The organism is Oceanobacillus zhaokaii (assembly GCF_003352005.1).
GTDB classification, from domain to species: Bacteria; Bacillota; Bacilli; order Bacillales; family Amphibacillaceae; genus Oceanobacillus; species Oceanobacillus zhaokaii.
The window spans coordinates 862,480-883,217 of the sequence record NZ_CP024848.1; the positions used below are offsets into that span (position 1 = coordinate 862,480).

Here is a 20,738-nt window from a genome sequence, read left to right on the forward strand (position 1 = left end):
TCTTGAGGTTTCTTCATTCACCGGATACAATGATTTTGTAAGTTTTTAAGGGAGGTGTAATCGTTGAAGGTTGTTCAGCCAATAAGAGACTTAAAACAACTTGAAGCAGTAAAAGGATATTTACGTGGAAAAAATAAAAGAGATTATTTGCTATTTATGGTTGGAATCTCATCTGCTTTAAGAATAAGCGATATTTTGAAATTACAAGTGAGCCATGTTTGGGATGGTAGGAAAGTGAAGGGATTTATAGAAATCAATGAAAAGAAAACTAGAAAATATAAGCGTTTCCCCATTACAAAGAATCTAACAAAAGCGGTTAAAGAGTATATAAAGGAATATCCCGATAAAAAACAAGATGAATATCTTTTTACAAGTAGAAAGGGATTTAATCAACCTATTTCAAGGCAATATGCCGCAACAGTATTGAATGAAGCCTGTGATATGGTTGGTATAAAAGAAAGGTTCTCGACTCACGGCATGCGGAAAACTTGGGGCTTCTGGGCTTTTAAAAAGGGAATATCTCTTGACTACATATGTATAGCCTTGAATCATAGCTCCGTTGCCGAAACCAAGCGTTATTTAGGGATACTACAAGAAGATCTTGATAATCTTTATTTGGAGGTGAATCTATAAAAGTGAACTTACCTATATTTAATACAAAAAATTATTGACTATTGATAATCTGTTCAAAAAAAACGAACTAGATTGTCAATAGTCAATTTTATTATCTGTTGGGACTTAAAGGAGAAGTTAAATGAGAACAAGTCATTGGAGCAAAGAAAAGCTAGAAAGATATAAAAAAGAAGGAAGAGGAAAGGGGGAAGGTGCTGACTATAAGCCTTGGCAAAATACCTATGAGTTTTCTTCAAAGGGGCGTGCTACAAGAATTTATGGAATAAAAACAGGTCGCATTCATCAACTCCATTCGGACAATCAATACAGGGCTTTTCTATTATTCGAGTTTAATTCGATGGTTACTGACATTAGAGAATCCTTTCCACTCCTAGATGTTCTAGAGGTAGTTGATGACAAAGAGGACTTACGTTTTGATAAGTTCACGGATAAGGAGACCAAAGAGCCCTATGTGTTAACCACGAACTTTTTATTAACTATGAAAGACGCTAATGGAGAAGAGAAGTATGTAGCAAGATCCATAAAAAATACTACGGAACTAAAAAGGAAAATTACATTTGAAAAATTGGAGATCGAAAGAAGGTATTGGCAGCAATAGGGAGTTGATTGGAAAGTAATCACTGAAAAGCAATTGCCTAGACAACTGGCGAAAAATATTGAATGGGTAAGGGAAACTTTGCTGGAGGGTGCTGAGGGAAAGCTGGATAAAGAAAGTTTATCTGTTGTAATGCTTAGGTTCCTCCTAGAAAATGATGAACTTCCAATAAGGGAGGTACTAAAACAGTTTGATAAAACGGAAGAATTACAGAAGGGTACAGGTTTGTTTCTATTTCGGTATTTGATAGCAAAGAAGGAACTAATAATTGATATGACAAAAAAGATAGACCTATCATCAAAAGTCAGCGATTTACTAATATAAGGTGGTTGATTTAGTTGGAACTAAAAGAGAATTCATTATTACAATATCTTGATGGAAAAATAATACGAGTTGTATATTCTGATCGACTCTCTTCTATTATATATGCAATAGATATGAATAAAATTAGATGGCCATTTGTGATGAAGAAAGATGAATTAATTGCTGATTACCAAACTGAAAAAATAGTTGTTTTGGAAAATGACCCATATGTACGTAATGTTGTAGAAGAAGAACTTAGTGACGCAGAAAAGGAAAGAAGAAATCGTGCTTGGGATATTGTGAATTTCGTATTTCAACAAGTAGATTCTGAGGTTTTGATATTCCAAAGCAGGTATCGAGAAAATGCAATTAAACTAGCTGTAACATCCTATAAAATAAATTATTCCACTGTAAAAAGTTATCTTGTGAGTTTTTGGAAGGGTGGAAAGATACGTAATGGATTGCTTCCAGCATTTAATTTATGTGGATCAAAAGGGAAGGAAAGAATTGTTGGCGATAAAAAGAGAGGGCGGCCAAGAAAGTCTGGAGCTCAAATGGGTGTAAATGTGGATGATAAAATCAAAAAATACTTCCAAACAGGATTGAATCGCTATTACTATAATGAAAGGCAGATTTCACTAAAAACTACTTATGAATTGATTTTAAAGGATTTCTTTACAGAGGTAAGGACTGACAGTAAAGGTAATGAAGTGCCTGTATTACTAGATTCTTCTAGAATACCAACCTATCACCAGTTTTTGTATTGGTATAGGAAGTTAAATAACCCGAAGAAGGAACTGATTAGCAGAAAGGGAGCAAGAAACTACTTTCAAAATCACAGGACGATTATCGGTAATTCTACCCAGGATGCAGGATTGGGTCCAGGAACCCTTTGGCAGATTGACGCTACACAGTTTGATATCTATTTAGTTTCTTCGATCGATCGCAATTTAATTGTGGGTAGACCAACGGTTATATGCTGCATAGACGTGTACTCGAGAATGATAATGGGCATTAATGTTACCTTTGAATCATTTAACTCTTATACGGGTGTAATGGTTGCTCTAGTAAATAGCATGACTTCTAAGGAGGATTATTGTTTACAGTATGGTATCAAGTTAGAGGAGAATGAGTGGGACGTTTCTTGTGTCCCACAAAGAATTTTTGCTGATAGGGGCGAACTAAATGGGAAACAAATTGAAGATGCGATTGCAGGATTAGGTATATCAATACAGAATGCTGCATCGTACAGACCTGATTTTAAAGGGGTAATAGAAAGACTATTCGGACTATTCAACTTAAAAATCAAGCCTTTTGCAAATGGAGTTGTTAAAAACGGGAAGAACGCAAAAGAAAGAGGGGAAGAAGATTATAGATTAAAAGCCAGTCTCTCTATTGACGAGTTTACTAGAATACTGATCAAATGTGTACTTTTTCATAATAATCACCACATATTGAGTGAGTATGTCTTGAATGAAACGATGATTGAAGAGGGAATAGAAAAAATTCCCGCTAAAATATGGGACTATGGAGTAAAAAACATGAAAGGACAACTCCGAATCCTACCAGAGCAAACGGTGAAAATGCACTTACTACCAACCGATTTTTCGGCTTCTATAACGTCCCGTGGAGTTAGATTTAAGAAGATGCTTTATGCTTCGGATTATTCACTTAAAAACAATTGGTACCAGTCAGCAAGGATTAATGGTAGCAAAAAAATAAAAATCTGGTATGATCCACGTGACTTATCCTACATTTACACCATCAATGAAGATGGTGAATTTCATAAATTAACATTGCTTGAACATTTGACCAAGTACCAACATAGAGGTATTGATGAAATCAAACAGATAATCAAATATGAAGAGTCATTGGATAGTAAGACTAAGGAAAAAGAATTGCAGGAAAAGATGAAGTTATACGACGATATTCAAAAGATTGTTGGTAAAGGAAAGAAGAAAACTGAAATGGAAAAGGATGACTCTTTAAGTAAAGCTGAGCGGTTAAGAGGAATAAGGGATAATCAAAGGCAGGAAAAAGAATTACAACGGGAATTATTAAGAAAGAAAAAGAAAGATTTGGTGATGGACACTCAACTTATAGTGGAATCACAAGACATTCAGGATCAAGATGATGAACTCAATATGTTCAGAGCTATACAACAATTAGATTGGGATGATGATATTGAGTAATGCTATATTTCTACCTAATGGAATGGAAGCAATTAAAGCAGAATATAAGGAGTTTCCATTGGAAGAGTTTAACCAAAACCCTTTAATTCAAGCATTGCCACCATTATTGGATAAAGCAGCAATCATTAAGAAACTTATGGTTAAACCAATCTATAAGGAAGAAGAAAAACACGTAGATAGTGCTTATCGTATATATATGGTAAATCGTCTTTTTCAGTTATTCACACCTTTACCGGTACATATAGAAGTGTGGAATATGATTCATTCATTGATAATGCAAGGTTATTTGGCGAGAAATCCTTTTGATAAGAACTATAAACAATATATTAATGAATCTGGTAGAGAAATAATCAATCGTTCTTATGAAATAAATAGCCGACAAAACTTTAGGACTACTGCTGGCTGTGGGACATTTATTGGCTATTCAGGTATTGGAAAGACGACCACTATTAACCGAGTGCTTTCTAATATTCCTCAAGTAATTGTACATAATCAGTATAAGAACATACATTATAATCAGATCCAACTGGTTTGGCTTAAATTAGAAGCACCTAGTAATTCTAGTTTAAAGGCCTTGTGCCTTCAATTTTTCATGAAAATAGATGAGCTCCTTGGTACGAATAATTATAAAAAATATGTTTCTAGGAATATGTCAGTGGATCACATGCTACCTCTAATCAGTCAGGTATCACACAATATAGGATTAGGCCTTCTTATTATTGATGAAACACAGAATATAAAGAAGCGTGGTGCAGACCAAATTATGAACTTTTTCGTATATCTAATAAACTCCGGAATTAACCTTTGTTTAATTGGGACACCAGGAGCTTACGACCTGTTTGGCAAGGAATTGCGAATGACTCGACGTTTAACAGGTAATGCTGAAATTATTTATAACAATATGAAATATGGAAATGAATTTTCTTTCTTACTTGAGTCTATTTGGAAATACCAGTGGACTCGGAATTTTGTACCGTTTAATGAAGAGTTAGGAAAGACAATTTATGAAGAAACTCAAGGAATTTCGGATTTGGTTATAAAAATATTTGTATACTCGCAACAGCTAGCTATAGAAAATGGAAAAGAAGAACTTTCCATTGATCTAATAAAGAAATTAGCAAAAGAAAAATTTAGATTGTTGCAACCAATGTTAGAGGCTATTAGGTCTGGTAATCCTCATAAGATTGCAAAGTATGAAGATATAAGAAGAATAGATTTGGAAAAGCCTGTTGTTACCAAAATTAAAGAAATGAGAAAACAAGAACCAGTAAATACGAAAAGGCAAGAGGAAGTAAAAGTCGTTGAAAATACTGCAGAACCAAGGAAAAAAGTAAAACGTAAAGAATATAAGGAAGATGATTTAAGATATTTACTTCAGCAGGGAGTTGAGAATGAAAAGACACCTTACCAGGTGCTCCTTGAAAATGAGTACATAGAGGATGCTACAAAATGGATTGAGGCGGGTACACCATGATTAATTTCCTACCACAATTGTATGAAAATGAACTCTTTTATTCTGTTATTGCACGTCATAGAAGAATGTGCGGAATGGTAAGTAAAAGAGCATTGATAAATGATTTATTTGGAAGATACGTCGTTGTATCTTCCTCTTATTTTCCGCAATATATTGATTTCTTTGTTGCATGTCTACCACCTACATCAAATATAACAACTAGGGAGATTATTAAAAAACATACTTTGTTTCCATTTTATACGTCTTTTTTATCAACCGAAAAGACAAATTTAATTTATGAGACGATGGCTGGTGGAGAGGATGGATCAAAGTTAAATATAGAACAACAAATTGGACTCGGAGGGAGTAAAGTAAGGAAATGCAATTTTCTAAGATATTGTCCATTATGTTATAAAGAGGATATCGGTGTATTAGGTGAAAGCTACTGGAGGGTGAAACAACAAATTTCAGGCGTGCTTTATTGCTCAAAGCATCAGGTTTTATTAAAGGAGAGCTCCGTATTAAGTACCGGAAGTGGGATAGAGTTTATATGTGCAGATGAACAAGTTTGTGATGAAAATGTACTGGAGGATAATTATTCGGATAACGTAAAACAATTAAATATTCATTACATGAATAATGTAAAACGTTTGCTAAAAGGCAATTATCCGAGGAAAGAATTAGATTATTTTATTAAATACTATATTGATAGACTGAGAGAAAAAAGATTAGCCTCTAAGAATGGAAGTTTATATATGAAGGATATTCAAGAACGCTTCTTGATGTATTATCCTAAGCAATATTTGGATTTAATGCAGAGTGGTGTTGATTCAGGAAGTCCATCTAATTGGCTTCGACTGTTTGTGCGAAACAATAATAAGAACAGAAGTCCATTGAGACATTTATTATTCCAGCAGTTCTTAGGTGTTAGTCTAGATGATCTTTTTCATAATCAAGTGGTAATTGGAAAGAAGCCTGTTTCAGTCCAGCATAATCCGAGTTTTGATATTCATCAGAGAAGAGAAAAGTGGTTACAATTAATTGCAGGAAATCCTGGTGCAAACAGAAGTCAATTGAAAGAGAGGGGAAAAGGACTTCATACATGGATCTATAGATATGATAGGGATTGGTATGATAAAGTAACTCCAAAATCTGCTTTAGGAAGAGCGAGAGCTGGAACAATTGATTGGGAAAAGAGAGATGAGGAATGTTTAAGGCTTGCTAAAGAGGCTGTTGAAATAATTCTTCAGAAAGAGGGGAAACCGACAAGAGTGACCCCATCAAGTGTCAGGAAAAAATTGGGGTTTGGGTCATGGTTTAAAAATGAAAAGTTAGTAAGAACGCAGCATTACTTAGAACAGGTAAAGGAAAATATAGATGATTTCAGAATTAGAAAGATTAAGTGGGCGATTGAAGATAGGGTTAAAAAAGGAGAAAGTTTGTCCGTATATAAGGTGCAATTGCATGCCGGATTTGGGGGTGGAGGAAAGGAAATGAAGAAATTAATTATGAGGGAATTGGAAAAACAATAATATGATTTCGTATTAGATAGAAACATAAGAATTTTGCAAATAAAAAGTGTATAGTATTGGTGAAAGGTTCATTTCTTACACAGGCTTTCTTTAGCAGTGTCAAATAGTTCGGTATGATTTAATAACAGTTGGAGGTGAAAGTTTTATGCAGCAGATAGACTACATTAATTGGTGGAAAGCAACGAAAGAAAAAGGCTTAGAGGAAGTGAAATCAACGTTTATTGATTTATTTTCCGAAGGAGAGTTTCTACCATCCATTTATCATACTATTTTATATAAATATCTTAATAATACTCAAATGAAACATTGGAATAAATAAATATTTGATTTTTCAAAAAGCAAGATTAGAGAAATAGAAAAAATAATAGGAAAGGAAAAATTTCAATCTACTCTATTGTTGAATTTGCACCTCTTATCTCATGCTTATGAGAGCCTTTTGGACTTGGAAGAAAGAATTACTTTAATGAATAGATTTAGAGGAAATGAAGAACTTAAAGCAAAAATATTTAGTGTAAATATTTTAAATGACTTGCTAAATATTGCTTTTAGCAATAGTTTAAAGCTCATTATTGAATTTTACAGTTTAATGAGTAACAAAGATCAGTATCAAAAAGATTTATCAGCACAAATCAACTATTTAGCAAGTCCTAAAAGAGGTTACAATAAATATACTGATTTAGCTGATTCTAATGTGAGAAATGCTATATCACATGGGGGTATTAAAATTAATGGTTCCACTATTCATTTTACTTTTAGAAAAGGTCAAAACTATTTGAATCATCAACTAACAGTTTATGAATTTAAAGATTCGTTGCTTCAATTATTTGATGGGGTTAGTGCTAATCTATTATCCTGGTTTGGGTATTTATGCGAGGAAAATATTACTTATAATGAAATCTATGAAAATCAAAATATTCTCGAAGATACTTCTTTGTTTTTTGAAAAACTATCATTATCAACTTTATTAACAGATTGTGATAGAGTATGGGAAACCAAAATCAATAATCAAGATACAAAAAAAGTACAAATAAATGTAGAATTCTCTGGAGTAGATTTAGATATTAATTCAAGAATATTTATTGGATTACATACTGCAGAAAGAATATTTCAACTTAGAAAACTTCCATTAAAAGATTCAATAATGATTTCATTTCATTCTCCTAAAGTAGTAAATTCTTTTTTCACTGTTGATTGTTCTGTGATTGATGATTTATCGAAAGGGAGAATTAATGCAGAGGAAGCTAGTAAGATTATATGGAATAGCGGGAATATCCTAATGTTCCCAATTAACGAAGAAAACAGAAATGAATTTGAAGATTTCTTTAGATATTATCCAGATTTTGAAAACGAGGATTTCTATATTACAGAAATTGAAGATATAAGCAATGAAAATCAAAAGAGATTAAAGGCAGTTGTATATTTAAAAAGAGCTAAGAGGAAAAGACACGTTCAAGAAGCTGTAGAATCTATTTTGGATAGATTGAAACTATTAGAGAATTACGGTTTTTCTTCGCATAAGGTTAAACATGGCAAAATGCAAGCAGATATAATATATCTTATCTTGTACAAAAAAGAAGTTCGCCGTGGAAAGGAAAGAGCTTTACTACCATCTAATAGTAATTTTATTGCTCAAATTCAGTATGATGTAGACATGAAATTTCCTATCCAAAATAACTTTATAAATGGTTATTTAAAAAAGAGACGTGAAAAAACAATTGAATATAACTGGAATCCCAATTTTTAAAAATTAGCAGTGAAGAGAATTAATTACTTGGCTGATATACGAAAAAGTTTAGAGAAATTTCTCTGTACAAAAACAAATACTACCTTTGGCGTTTAAATAGTCAGTAATTATTCCGATAATCATATAGAAGATTACCTATTCCTTCTTATTTCTAAATAAGCATTACCGATTCAGACCCCGATTTCGTGAAAATCAACATTTGCGAATTCGGGGCCTTTTTGATGAACTTATTTGGTACAATAGGCTTAGAAGGAGTTGGCTATATGTTCCCTAAAACAATAAACATACGTAATATGACCTATCATAATTTTGATGAAGAATTAACTGGAAGTGAATTAAAAGAACTGTTTCTAAAGCCAAAGAGGGTTCGGACTTAATTGAAAGATTGATTGAGTATGCAAATATACGAGCAAAGTTGGAGATGAAACCAAAAAATAAGAATTAGGCTTAGCATTTTTCGCTTATGAGTGTAGGTGTTTTTGAAACCAATCAAATATTGATAGGTATGATCCAAAGAATACTTTAAGAAATAGTTATATACAGGTATAAGTAAACTAATATTCTTTTATCAAGTCAAAGATGGGTGATTGAAATGTCTATTTACAAAAACATCTTTCATTATTATCGAGGACAAACAAGAGGAAGTTTTGAGGGAACGAGGCAAATACAGATAGAGAATAATACGACAAAAGCCTTTATAAATGTATTACAACATTCCTCTCCAGTCCTTACAAATCATTTTATAAAGTGGTTGGGGTTAAAGGAGGACGAGAAGGAGGTTTTTGAATATATGTATCAAGTTTCAAATAAACTTAATAAAAGGACTGCTCAAGCTGTTGTGATTGGAATAGCTGAAACCGACAAAGTTTTAAATAACTATCAGGAAAAAAAGTATTATATTCCTGATGGAGCAATTCTATCAGATTTGGTTTCTATATTAATAGAATCAAAGATTGGCTTGAATTCTTACCTAGATATTAATCAGATTGAAGGGCATAAGAACAGATTTGCTATTGATCAGGTTGTTGAAAAGAATATTATTCTGACATGGAGTGAAATTAGGGATTTCTTTTTGGAGCAGCAACGATATTTCAGAAATACTAATGAAATTATAACTTGCTTTTTATTAGAACAGTTTGAGGAGTTCTGTACTATTAATTGTATTGGTGGTTTAAAAACCAATGAATATTTCTTTTTACAGTTTGAAAAGGTAAAAGCACAAGATTTAGCTAGAAAAGTTAATAATTATATATGGAATGAAGCTGGGTACGAAAATATACAGGATGCAGGAACCAAAGATGGAATAGGTTATAAAATAATTAGAAAGCCGAAGTTTGCAACCCTGACTATCCAAAGGCAAAGATGTTTGATATTACATATCGGAAAAAGAGAGGAAAGATTGGGTCTATTTGTGCAAGAAGAAATTGATGAATTACTTGGTAGAAAATTTGAACGAAAAGAATATGAGGAAGACAAATATCCCCATGAAGCGTATATCCGACTAGAATGGGTAGATGAATTTGAGCAAATTCGGCCATATATTGATCTTGCTTTTAGATTGCGATAAAAACGAAGAAGGTGAATAGGAATGGACAAGCATTATTTTAATCTAATGCAATTATTCGAGGGTTATGTACGTAATTATCGTAGAATGAATCTTTCTCAATTACATAATCGTTCCATGTTCACAAAGCGTGAAATAGATTATTTCGCAAATCTAGGAGAAATGTTGGGATTCGATTCCTATATAGAAGACTCTAAGTTTGATAAGACTAAAGGGCGATCCAGACCAATGGATTTGTCATGGTGGAAATGGGATGCAAGAGTTGATGATGAATATTTTCTATATCTTGCACTTCACCTTGAAAGGGAGAATCTTTGGAGTAAAGATGTTGATACAATAGAAAAGCTATTCTCTCAAACTGAGGAAGAATATATACCTCATAACGTAATTGGAATACAATACATAGAATCAGAAAAACGAATAGATTTTCTTAACAATTTAGTATTGCAAAAGAATTCTATTCAAAAGTCTAATGCTCTTATGATTTATAGGTATTTTAAAGATGGATTCGAACGTGTATGTGCATTTTACTTCACTCCAAAAGGGTTAGTGGAAGTTAGAACTGCAATCTGCGAACAAGATGACTTTGGTTATTCTTTTATGTGTTTTGAAGAGGAATATGTATCTATATTTAAAAACTTTAATTAGCATCACTCAAAATAAGGATTTGTACTATTATATATAATAGATCAAATGTTATATAACTCTGAAACAAATAAAAACTGATGAATTATTAGGACACTTTTCTGTAAAAGGTGGAGAAAATAAATGGCAGAGAAAAATTCATTAAATGAAGAAACATTAAATTTCATCATTGATTTTGAAAAAGAAGTACCATATGGGAAACAATATTCGAATAAAGAGTTGGTTGAATTATTTAGAAAATCAACATTTCATAAACTTATTTTTGATACGTACATAAAAAATGCTATTAATAAATCAATCTGGTACGCAGTAAAAAGAAGTGGTAAATGGGCACTCATTAAAAAAGGAATATATACAAAGGAATAGAAGAAAAAGGAAACTGATTTTAATAAACTACTAAATAGAATAATGTCAAACTACTCCTTATTCTTATTTTAGGATTATTAGAGAGGAGAGGGATTACATGCAAATTTTATCAGAAAGAGAAATTGAAGATATTTTAGTATTACATCCAGAATTGATTGAAAGTGGACTTACTTTATTAGAAAGGCAAGGACAGTTGGAAAATCGAAGAACTGATTTATTATTTAAAGATTCAAATAATCAAATTTTATTGATTGAACTAAAGAAGAGTGTAGTATTAGAAGAGCATGTGGAGCAGATCGACGATTATATGCGAAAAATTAACAATCTGCATAAAGGTCAAAATAGAGGAATGATACTAGGGCAATTGATCCCACCATCAATTCAGCAGTTATGCGATCAACGGCAAATTGAGTGGAAAGAAATAACTATCGAGGATATATATACATATCTCCATCAACATGATAATGAATTATTAGATAAGATATTTTATGCAGAAAAGTTGACCGAGAAACCAAATGAAGTTCAGACGCTAAGTTTCCACAACTACATGAATGCGACTTCTTCGCCATTGGGAGGACCATATACAACTTATCAGTTTTTTATGCCAAAAGACGCTAGTCTTGAACTAAGTGAGGATAAACAAGAAAATCAAAAAGTGGCTGATGAAATTAAAGAAAGTATATTGAGTCTGGAATTCAATCGGAAATTGTTTAATGGCAATGTGATGGTTATGAGAACACCTGAAACCGAACCAAGTTGGTCTGTAAAAGCAAAAGGTGCCTGGCAAGGATATACTATTGATTATCTATTATATATTAGCAGTAACTCGCAACCGATTCCATGTGAACTTTATTTGGGAACTATCGGCTATAGAGGGAATCCTAGGGCTGTATATTTAGATGAAAAATCTAGGTTCATACAATTGGGTATTGGTAAGGGGAAACAAAAGGTTACAACCCAGTATGGATATCACAAATATCTGAAAACCAAACAAAGAGCGTTATTTCCTTTTTATGAATTAAAGTTTCCTAGGAGTATTCCTAAAGAAAACTGGGAAAAAATTTATTACAAGCTAAATGAATATGGATATACTGTAAGAAAATCTGAGGCTAAGGAATCTCAGCTACTATGGATTGGTGAAATTGCACTGGATCACGGAGAAAAAACAAACCAAGTTGCCAATCTTATAGAAGCCTTATTTGCAACAACTATTGTAAAGTCGCACTATATGAGGGAAGGAAAAGGTATTTCATTTGAATTTCTATCATTTTGAAATGGTATACGAATAGATTATCCTAAAAGTAATATATAAAGTGCATACAAGAACTTTATCTTAACTCAATAACTCTTTTTATCTACTATGTCTAACTAAAATTAACATCACCGAACCAAAATAAACATTACCGATTCAGACCCCGATTTCGTGAAAATAAACATTTCCGATTTCAGGGTCTTTTTCATGCCCATCCCTTGTCCTAACTCGGTTTGTCCGTGTTTCCTCTATGCAACATTCTCGGAGAACTTTATTCCAACTTCGAAAAAACGGTGAAAAAACAGGTGGAAAAGCGGCGAAAAACGGGCATTTTTGAACTAAAAAAGTGTGAAAATGGGGGGTTCTTAGGTAAACTTTATTTTAACTGAAACGGTGGAATGCGGGTTTGAGGTGGGGGTTTTCGGAAGAGATTAAAATTGTTGTACAGAAATTGTCTAACTAAATTAAACATCACCTAAACAAAATAAACATTACCGATTCAGACCCCGATTTCGTGAAAATAAACATTTCCGATTTCTGGGTCTTTTTCATGCCATCCCTTGTCATGTCTCGTTTTGTAGGTGTTTCTCGCATGCAACATTCTCGGAGATTTCTATTTTAACTCGAACGTTGAATGCGAGTTGAGGTAGGGGGCAGGAGTGTGTTTTAACAACACGTTTGCGGTAAAACGCATAAAAGTGATCATAATAAATGGTTGAATAATAGTATCGGTAACAAGATACCTATATTTACATAAATTTTGATGTGTTTTTCCTTTTATGAAATCTGATTGTGTTAAAGTTATGAAACCATTTATTGAAATAGAAAATGTAAACAATTATGTAACATTAAATGTTTATTATTTATTCACGAAAAATTTGATGGAATCTCTATTTTCTGACCTTGTAATGCGATGTACTATGTTATAAGATGTAAGCAGGATTAGTTTGAAAATGAGGTGTAGTATGGACAAAGAGATAATGAAAGGCAGTATTGATATTTTGCTTTTATCCTTGCTAAATAAAAGGGACATGTACGGTTATGAAATTGTAAAAAAGTTAAAAGAAAATAGTAATGAACTATACAACATGAGTGAAGGAACGCTATATCCCGCTTTAAAGCGTTTAGAAAACAAAGAATTACTTCAATCATATTGGGGGAGCTCAGAGAGTGGTGGGAGAAGGAAATACTATAGGATTACCCAAGGTGGAAAGAAAGAGTTAGATAAGAAATTAAAAGAATGGAATCAAATTAGCAATTTAATTAAAGTATGTTCGGAGGGAATGGCTTGGATAAAAAAATCGAAACCTATATTAATCAAATTGTGAGTCAATTAAAATGTGACGAGGATGAAAAGAGAGAGATCATTGATGAAATGCAAGATCACCTAACCTTATTGAAAAATGAATATTTAGACCAGGGTTTTACAGATGAAGAAGCTACACAAAAGGCATTGGCAAGTTTTGGAGAACAAGAACCATTGACAAAGGGTTTACAGGAGTCCCTCTTTCCATTTTTTAAGGTATCTAATAAGGATACATGGATTTTATTTAGTCTGTACTCATTGATCATTCTGTTTATGTTGCTATTTCAACGAATCATTATTCGAATTACTGATTATTACATAAATGGAATTACATATAACAGATATATTTCAACTCCACTTGATTCAGAAGGGGTGTTTAACTTTCTAAAGTTCAATTCGAATATCGTTCCATTTAAAAATACGATTGCATATTTAACTGGAACTCACCATGTTAATATGGACATAATCATCAGTAACACTTTAGGAAATATTTTAATTTTCCTGCCGCTAGGAATTTTTCTTCCATTGCTATTTAAAAAATACAGTAAATTTACGAAAGTAATTGTTGCTTCAGCCGTTATTAGCTTTTCAATTGAAGTTTTACAGATTGTTTTAAAGATTGGTCAATTTGATATTGATGATGTCATTTTGAATGTTATTGGCAGTATCATTGGTTACTTACTTTTAAAAATGATAAAAAGTGTCATAATTTTTTATCGAAAATTACAAATTGAATCTCATGAAATTCAATAGGGAGCATTTAGCTGCTCCTTTTTAGATACATAGAATGGTTGGAAATTGGAGAGATATTGCTTATGAAAATTGTAATAAAAGTAGGATTAACAATTGCATTATGCTTTTATTTGTTAGTGCTTTCATAATTAATTCTATTCAAGTACCTTACGATTCCAGACATAATAAGCCATTTTATCTTTAGTTATGAAGGTTATTACTGGAATAGCCATAACTTTATTCCATTTAAGACGATAATGTATTATTTGTTTTTGGCAAATGATATAAATTTCAACATACGGGTTGAAAATTTAACTGGAAATATCATCGGGTTTGTACCATTTGGATTCATTCTTCCGTTATTGTCTAGTAAGTTTCAAAGTTTTAAAAAGGTTACGGTGGCAACGTTTTGTTTAAGTTTGGCATTTGAATTGTGCAACTTATTTTTAGATTAGGAAGTTTTGATGTCGATGATTTGATTATAAATACCCTTGATGGAATGACAGGATATATACCAATTAAACTTGTTAGTATGGGGAAACACTTAAGGGGTTGTGTACGATAAGAAACATAAAAAATTGGAAAGATCTAATATTTTTATTGTCTTCAATAGGAATTTCGAGTATCGGTGATTTTATTTATTTAGTAGCAATTAATATTATGGTATTTCAGCTTACAGGTTCAGCAGCAGCTGTCGCTGGTCTTTGGATCATTGGACCATTAACGAATATCGTAACTAAATTCTGGACTGGTAGTTTTATTGATTATCGGAGTAAAAGAAAAGTAATGATAGTAACGTACATAATCAGAGCTATTTTCATCTTCTTGATTCCATTCGTACCAAACATGGCAGTTATTTACGGAATATTAGTTATTCTAAGTGTGGCAAAAGCATTTTTTAATCCATCATCCATGACGTATGTTGCTATCCTTATTCCAAAAGAAAAAAGAAAACGCTTTAATTCAATTCGTTCATTTGCAAGTTCAGGAGCTTTTATAATCGGCCCCGCAATTGGTGGTTCACTTATAATATTAACATCTGTTGAAGTGACTTTATGGATGAATGCTATATTCTTTTTAATTTCAGCAGTTTTATTATTATTTCTTCCTGAAAAAGAAAACATTGATAAAGAATCAATTCCAACATTGACTATTGCACAATTGATCCGTGACTTTACAGTCGTTCAGAAATTCATATTAAAGAATAAATATGTATCTTTTGTGTATCTTGGTTTTATTATGATTATGATATTCTCTTTTGCGATGGATGCTCAAGAGGTCGTTTTTACCCAACAAGTGGTGGGACTTTCTGAATTTGATTATAGTTTATTGATTAGTATAACTGGAATCGGTTCTGTTTTTGGAGCCTTCTTATTATCGGTGTTTTCCAATAAAATCTCACTTAGATATATGATTACGATTGGGTTAATCATGATGACGATTGGCTATGTAATCTATGCATTTTCGTGGTCGTTTACCTCCATCGTAGTTGGGTTTGTAATCTTAGGGTTCTTCAATGTATTCTTAAATGCAGGAATCATGACCTTCTATCAAAATAATGTTCCTGTTGATATCATGGGAAGAGTTACGAGCATTTACGATTTAATCCAGAGTTCTATTCAGGTATTTTTTATTTTAGTTATTGGAATTGCAGCAGATCTTGTTTCCTTGCGACTTATCATCGTCACTTTGGCCCTAGTCATGTTGATGTCATCAATAATTTTTTCAATTTCAGTACTAAAGCAAAATAAAAAGAGTTTTTATCGAGAAGATGATTATGATAAAGGAGAATTAAATTTAAAAGTAAAATGAAATAGGAAATTCTTGTATTTTATAATGATGTTAACTGGTAGTTAACATTTTGAATAGCTTCTTGAGCTAACTGGGGCAATAGTTAAACAAGGTGATCCAACTGGAATCACCTTGTTTTTATGGTTAAAATTCTAATTTTATTTTTGAAATATTATGTTAGTATCGAGGTAATGTTTAAGCTATCGGGGCAGGTTTGTTGAAAAGTAACTTTTGAAAATGCATACTTGTACGATATTAAAAAAAGTTGTTTATAAATAGGGTAGCGTCAGGAGAATGCTGATTTACAACGATAAGAGTTTAGTCATAAACAACTAACTCCCGAATCATCCCCGTAAAAAACAGGATAATTCAGGAGTTGTTTTACATTCTATTTTTTAAGCAGCTCCACTTCACCAATTCCCTCTACAATAAGTTTTAGTTTGTTGGCCTCGCTATAGGAGGTTATTGGGAAGTTTGTTGAAATAATCGTTTTGTTATTTCTTGTACTTTTTCTAAAACCAGTTACTCCATATTCATTACCATCTTCATCTACGATTTTCATATCTACAAAAGTATTTTCATTTTCATATATCCCATCCAATGAAAAAGTTAGATTTAGTGATGTTGGATTTGCGTTAGCTTTGGTAACTTGAATGATGGATGTTTGATCCTTCATAGCATACTGAACAGTTAAATCGGGTTTTTCATTATCCTTGTTGGCGACTGACAGTTTCCAATTCCCATCAATTTTTTTGATTTCCCCCGTATTGTAGAAAACATTGACACTTTCCACTTCTATTACAGCATCTCTTAAAGAAGGAATAACACCTTCATTGGAATCTGTTAACACATCATACTGAATTTCCCCCGTTTTTATATCCAATATTGGATTTTGATGCTCAGAACCAGATGTATATCTGTTGTCACCCTTCAAGGGTTTTGTATCTGGAATAAACTCATAAATGTAATCGCCATCACCATTTTTTAATCGGTAATCCATCGAAACTTCCCTTACATTATTTAAGATTGAGGGATCTTCAAATGCTAGATGGAAATTTAACCCCAATTTATTAGCATCCGAAAAATGTTTATCTAGCGTTATTTTAATACCCTGATCGGTAATCGTGCTATCACTTTCCTGTATAAACCCATTATTTATGGCTTGCTCTATGCCCTTATCTCCAAAGTTAAAAAATTCGTTGATACTGGCCATTACATGTTCATTTGTAAGAACTACACCAGTTACGATAAGGGCGCAAGCAGCAGTAGCTACTCTTTTCCAAATGAAATTGACTTTCTTCTTCTTTGATTTGGCCCGAATAATATCATAGGATTGATCCAGAGACTTCCTTACCTTGACAGGCATCTCTTTTTCTTCACTCATAATCTGATTAAACTCTTTTTCAAAGCTATTTTTCATATACCATCACTCCCTCATTTTTATAATAGTTGTTTCTCAATATCGATTTGGCCCTAGAAAGTCTGGATTTAATAGTCCCTTCGGGTTCCTTTAAAAATTCACTAATTTCTTTAATATTCAATCCGACAATATAGTATAAAATTAGTGCCAACCTATAGACTTCATTTAAACTATTAAGTGCATCTTCTAATTCGATTTTCTGAAATCCATCATTTCCTTTTTCGGGGAGAAAGTGATCATTGATCACCGAAAGGTTTTTCTTCTTATTTAGCAAGCTGTTACATTTATTTATTAGGATTTTGCAAATCCAAGTATTAAAGTACTCATCGTTTTTTAGAGTATGTAATTTTTCATAAGCCGAGATAATAGCATCCTGCATAGCATCAGCTACATCTTCATCATTGTTTAACAATTTACTTGCAGTCCGATACAATACATCTTCGTATTGCTTTACAAGTGAAACAAACGCTTCTCCATCGCCCTTTTTTGCCTTTTTGACTAATTTTTTTAGTGATCCCATTCAGACACCCCCTTCTACAGTTTTTTTGTTTTTCAATATATTAGATATGGGAGAGTACCCATTGGTTGCATAGAATATAATAATTTTATAAAACTCAAAGAAAATAAGCTGTTCGATATACTGGTCACTACAATGTGTCAAACAACCTAATTTGAAAAACACGGCCAATTTTGATTGTATCATGTTGGACGGTACTGAGATAAATATTGGAAATAATGTATGGATTGGATCGGGGTACATATCAATCAAGGTGTCACAATAGGAGATAATACAATCATTGGTTCTGGCAGTGTAATTACAAAAAATAATCCAACAAATGTAGTAGTAGCTGGTGGTAGAGTAATTCGAGAAGTTATAGAAAAGGATAGAACTGGGTTTAAAGTATAGTCTTTAGATTAAAGTAGTGCTTTATCTTAATATTTAAAGAAAGTTTAATAAGCGCCTCTTTTCTTATTAAACTAAATGGTGCAATAGTTAAAGATAAGATTGAACGGCAGCCATTGCGCTAAAGTGGCAGAATAGTGAAAGAAGAGAAGTTAATAATTGGCATAATAATCTTGTTTGCATTTTGGTTAATACTCCCGATTTTCAACATAAACTCATCATATGTGATACCTAATTTAATAGAATGGGCTACAAAGTTCATTCTTCCTTGGATAATTTTGTATTGGTTAATTAGATTGGTTAAAGGTATAGATAAAATTAAATAACTTATTCAAGTAAAGGGTGCATTACTGAAAGATGGGTAATGCTTCTTCCTTATTGAAGTAAGGTCGCAGGTTAGTTCCGAGGATTTACAATGTTCAGTTCAAAAATATCTTCAATAAGGTTAGTTTCCTAAATGCAGAGAAACTAACCTTAATTATCTCAAAATTCCTTTATATCTGGCTCTTATTTCTACCCCAATATCTTCAATTGGTTCTCTCGTAACACACATACCCAGTTATTTAACAACGGATTTTATCAGAACTGCCTTTTCTAATTCGTAAAAGTTCCTTTTCCCCACTTTCCATGCATTCGGAGGTGGTACCTCTGGAGAATCTAGACGTAATCTTACTGTGGTTAATGATGTTAATCCACCATCAATATAAAGAAAACCTCTGTCACGTTGCTCGATGTACATATCGTAAAAAATGGGGTTACGATTCACTATGTATTGTGCAAAATAGTTCATGCTTTCCTCTAATGCCTTAAAACCTATGGATAGATCGGTTTTGACTTCTTCTAATGGCTTTTTTATATCCTCTGGCAATGCCTCGGGTACCTTTAGGTTAGCTAAGGTCAAAGAGCTATCAGCAAACTTTTCCTTTGCCAATAAAGCAATATTATACAAAGTTTCTTCATCTGTTTTCCCTTTCAGCTTATCCAGTTTACTCAATGGTTTCGTGCCAAAAGCAATCAAATCGAAGATTCTTTCCTCAAAGTCCAAAAATGCCTGCTGTTTAGAATCGCTCACAGTTTCAGCTAAGGAAACATGAGGTTGAATAGAAATAGAAAAGCAAATAAATAATAAGCTGAGAATGTACTTACATACCCAACGAAATATTATGATATAACCACCTCCACCTTCCCCTTTTACATATGATGCCCTGAATTATTGTTTTTATCTTTTAATAATTACAGGCACAGCCTTTTAACCAAGGTGATACAGAAATCTATCCCATAGTAATTTTATTAAAGATGTTGCTTAAAAGTGGGGAGTGTCTCGTACGGCGATTTATCGCTATTTAGAAAAGCAATAAAAAGACCTGATAATCTTCTTATGTGAAAAGTGAAAAATAGCTGGGTCTTATATTTTATGTGCAAAATGGCACTTTAAATTAGAGGGTAGGCTAGTACTAGATATAATGAAAGATTATACAACTCATTAAGCAAAAGCATATTCAGAATTAATAATAGATTTTCCAAATGATTTGCAGGGTTCCAAGTGGTGTGTTTGAGAAGAAGCATATAAAAATATTTTAACGAACGGGTTATAAAAGATACTACATAAAAGAAGAACTGTTTCTACCCAGTGGGGAAAAGGAAACACATATAAATTCGTTAATCGAGCAAAAGAAATTGGGTATAAAATCGAAAATAAATAAATATAAATGGGTTGCTATAAATTCCAACGAGAACTTAAACTATATGGTGTATTAATACAACAATAAGATTGTGAAAATGACGGTCTTTTTTTATTACTAAAGGGGCAGGTTAGTTCAATAATTAAATCTCATTTGTTATAATCAGGATAAAATTTTAATTATTATTAGGAGATAAGATGTTTAAGAAAATTAAGGCTTGGGCAAAAAAATTAAAAAGACAGATATTTATTCTCTACTATGCTTGTAAAGATGACCGAGTACCTTGGTATGCAAAAGTATTTACTGCTTGTGTTGTTGCTTATGCGTTCAGTCCAATCGACTTAATACCAGATTTCATACCCATTCTTGGCTATTTAGATGAGGTAATTCTTCTTCCATTAGGGATAATGTTCGCATTGAAGATGATACCGAAGGATGTATTATCTAATTGTAAAGTAAAGGCAGAAGAAATGATGAGAAATGGTAAGCCAAAGAATTGGATAGTTGGTTCACTAATAGTATTGATATGGGGCGTAATTACAGTTTGGGCTGTTATAAAAATTTATCAATTATTCAACTACCATGAAAATTAACTTCTGAAATATTGATAAAAAGGCAACACTA

General features: G+C 32.4%; 22 protein-coding genes. 19 read left to right on the forward strand and 3 right to left on the reverse strand.

Annotated elements, in window-relative coordinates:
* Positions 1–63: 63 nt before the first annotated feature.
* From CUC15_RS04310 to CUC15_RS04380, 17 genes are all read left to right on the forward strand, one after another.
* Positions 64–633 carry a site-specific integrase gene (locus CUC15_RS04310; RefSeq protein ID WP_114915527.1) on the forward strand — a complete coding sequence of 190 codons (570 nt, stop codon included), beginning with the start codon at positions 64–66 and terminating at the stop codon, positions 631–633.
* A 121-nt stretch (positions 634–754) separates the two neighbouring features.
* The gene (locus tag CUC15_RS04315) at positions 755–1,231 is read left to right on the forward strand and encodes a TnsA endonuclease N-terminal domain-containing protein (RefSeq protein WP_114915528.1); all 477 of its coding nucleotides are present in this window, start codon (positions 755–757) and stop codon (positions 1,229–1,231) included.
* A gap of 33 nt (positions 1,232–1,264) precedes the next feature.
* Positions 1,265–1,552: a TnsA endonuclease C-terminal domain-containing protein gene (locus tag CUC15_RS04320; RefSeq protein ID WP_162800259.1), complete on the forward strand. Its 288-nt coding sequence runs from the start codon at positions 1,265–1,267 to the stop codon at positions 1,550–1,552.
* A gap of 14 nt (positions 1,553–1,566) precedes the next feature.
* Positions 1,567–3,723: a Mu transposase C-terminal domain-containing protein gene (locus tag CUC15_RS04325; protein WP_114915530.1), complete on the forward strand. Its 2,157-nt coding sequence runs from the start codon at positions 1,567–1,569 to the stop codon at positions 3,721–3,723.
* 58 nt (positions 3,724–3,781) lie between these two features.
* Positions 3,782–5,197, forward strand: coding sequence for an ATP-binding protein (locus CUC15_RS04330; RefSeq protein WP_162800260.1), 1,416 nt, complete (start codon positions 3,782–3,784; stop codon positions 5,195–5,197).
* Positions 5,194–6,708, forward strand: coding sequence for a TnsD family Tn7-like transposition protein (locus CUC15_RS04335; protein ID WP_114915532.1), 1,515 nt, complete (start codon positions 5,194–5,196; stop codon positions 6,706–6,708). The genes CUC15_RS04330 and CUC15_RS04335 overlap by 4 nt, the downstream gene beginning before the upstream one ends.
* Before the next feature lie 145 nt (positions 6,709–6,853).
* Positions 6,854–7,027 carry a hypothetical protein gene (locus CUC15_RS20230; RefSeq protein ID WP_205317654.1) on the forward strand — a complete coding sequence of 58 codons (174 nt, stop codon included), beginning with the start codon at positions 6,854–6,856 and terminating at the stop codon, positions 7,025–7,027.
* A gap of 123 nt (positions 7,028–7,150) precedes the next feature.
* Positions 7,151–8,452, forward strand: coding sequence for a hypothetical protein (locus CUC15_RS04340; RefSeq protein WP_205317655.1), 1,302 nt, complete (start codon positions 7,151–7,153; stop codon positions 8,450–8,452).
* Positions 8,453–8,673: 221 nt separating this feature from the next.
* A complete protein-coding gene (locus CUC15_RS20010) occupies positions 8,674–8,829 on the forward strand; it encodes a hypothetical protein (protein WP_162800262.1) in 156 nt (51 codons plus the stop codon).
* 413 nt (positions 8,830–9,242) lie between these two features.
* On the forward strand, positions 9,243–10,019 hold the full coding sequence (locus tag CUC15_RS04345; RefSeq protein ID WP_162800263.1) for a hypothetical protein: 777 nt from the start codon (positions 9,243–9,245) through the stop codon (positions 10,017–10,019).
* 21 nt (positions 10,020–10,040) lie between these two features.
* Positions 10,041–10,664, forward strand: coding sequence for a hypothetical protein (locus CUC15_RS04350; RefSeq protein WP_114915534.1), 624 nt, complete (start codon positions 10,041–10,043; stop codon positions 10,662–10,664).
* A gap of 120 nt (positions 10,665–10,784) precedes the next feature.
* Positions 10,785–11,027, forward strand: a complete 243-nt coding sequence (locus CUC15_RS04355; protein WP_114915535.1) for a hypothetical protein — start codon at positions 10,785–10,787, stop codon at positions 11,025–11,027.
* A gap of 97 nt (positions 11,028–11,124) precedes the next feature.
* A complete protein-coding gene (locus tag CUC15_RS04360) occupies positions 11,125–12,300 on the forward strand; it encodes an endonuclease NucS domain-containing protein (RefSeq protein WP_114915536.1) in 1,176 nt (391 codons plus the stop codon).
* Positions 12,301–13,244: 944 nt separating this feature from the next.
* Complete coding sequence (locus tag CUC15_RS04365; protein WP_114915537.1) at positions 13,245–13,607, forward strand: PadR family transcriptional regulator; 363 nt, start codon at positions 13,245–13,247, stop codon at positions 13,605–13,607.
* Complete coding sequence (locus CUC15_RS04370; RefSeq protein WP_114915538.1) at positions 13,568–14,338, forward strand: VanZ family protein; 771 nt, start codon at positions 13,568–13,570, stop codon at positions 14,336–14,338. The genes CUC15_RS04365 and CUC15_RS04370 overlap by 40 nt, the downstream gene beginning before the upstream one ends.
* Positions 14,339–14,574: 236 nt before the next feature.
* Complete coding sequence (locus CUC15_RS20375) at positions 14,575–14,772, forward strand: VanZ family protein (protein WP_242985943.1); 198 nt, start codon at positions 14,575–14,577, stop codon at positions 14,770–14,772.
* A 145-nt stretch (positions 14,773–14,917) separates the two neighbouring features.
* Positions 14,918–16,129, forward strand: coding sequence for an MFS transporter (locus CUC15_RS04380; protein ID WP_242985944.1), 1,212 nt, complete (start codon positions 14,918–14,920; stop codon positions 16,127–16,129).
* 367 nt (positions 16,130–16,496) lie between these two features.
* Here CUC15_RS04380 and CUC15_RS04385 read toward each other — a convergent pair whose 3' ends face one another.
* Positions 16,497–17,528, reverse strand: coding sequence for a DUF4179 domain-containing protein (locus CUC15_RS04385; protein WP_114915539.1), 1,032 nt, complete (start codon positions 17,526–17,528; stop codon positions 16,497–16,499).
* A complete protein-coding gene (locus CUC15_RS04390) occupies positions 17,518–18,048 on the reverse strand; it encodes an RNA polymerase sigma factor (protein ID WP_114915540.1) in 531 nt (176 codons plus the stop codon). The genes CUC15_RS04385 and CUC15_RS04390 overlap by 11 nt, the downstream gene beginning before the upstream one ends.
* A 219-nt stretch (positions 18,049–18,267) precedes the next feature.
* Between CUC15_RS04390 and CUC15_RS04395 the strand changes: the two genes are divergently transcribed.
* Positions 18,268–18,435: an LbetaH domain-containing protein gene (locus CUC15_RS04395; protein WP_242985945.1), complete on the forward strand. Its 168-nt coding sequence runs from the start codon at positions 18,268–18,270 to the stop codon at positions 18,433–18,435.
* Positions 18,436–18,991: 556 nt separating this feature from the next.
* Here CUC15_RS04395 and CUC15_RS04405 read toward each other — a convergent pair.
* Positions 18,992–19,477 (reverse strand): hypothetical protein, encoded by a 486-nt coding sequence (locus CUC15_RS04405; protein WP_205317656.1) that lies wholly within the window; start codon positions 19,475–19,477, stop codon positions 18,992–18,994.
* An 834-nt stretch (positions 19,478–20,311) separates the two neighbouring features.
* Here CUC15_RS04405 and CUC15_RS04415 point away from each other — a divergent pair.
* Entirely contained in the window at positions 20,312–20,707 is a 396-nt protein-coding gene (locus CUC15_RS04415; protein WP_114915542.1) for a YkvA family protein, read from the forward strand.
* Positions 20,708–20,738 lie beyond the last annotated feature (31 nt).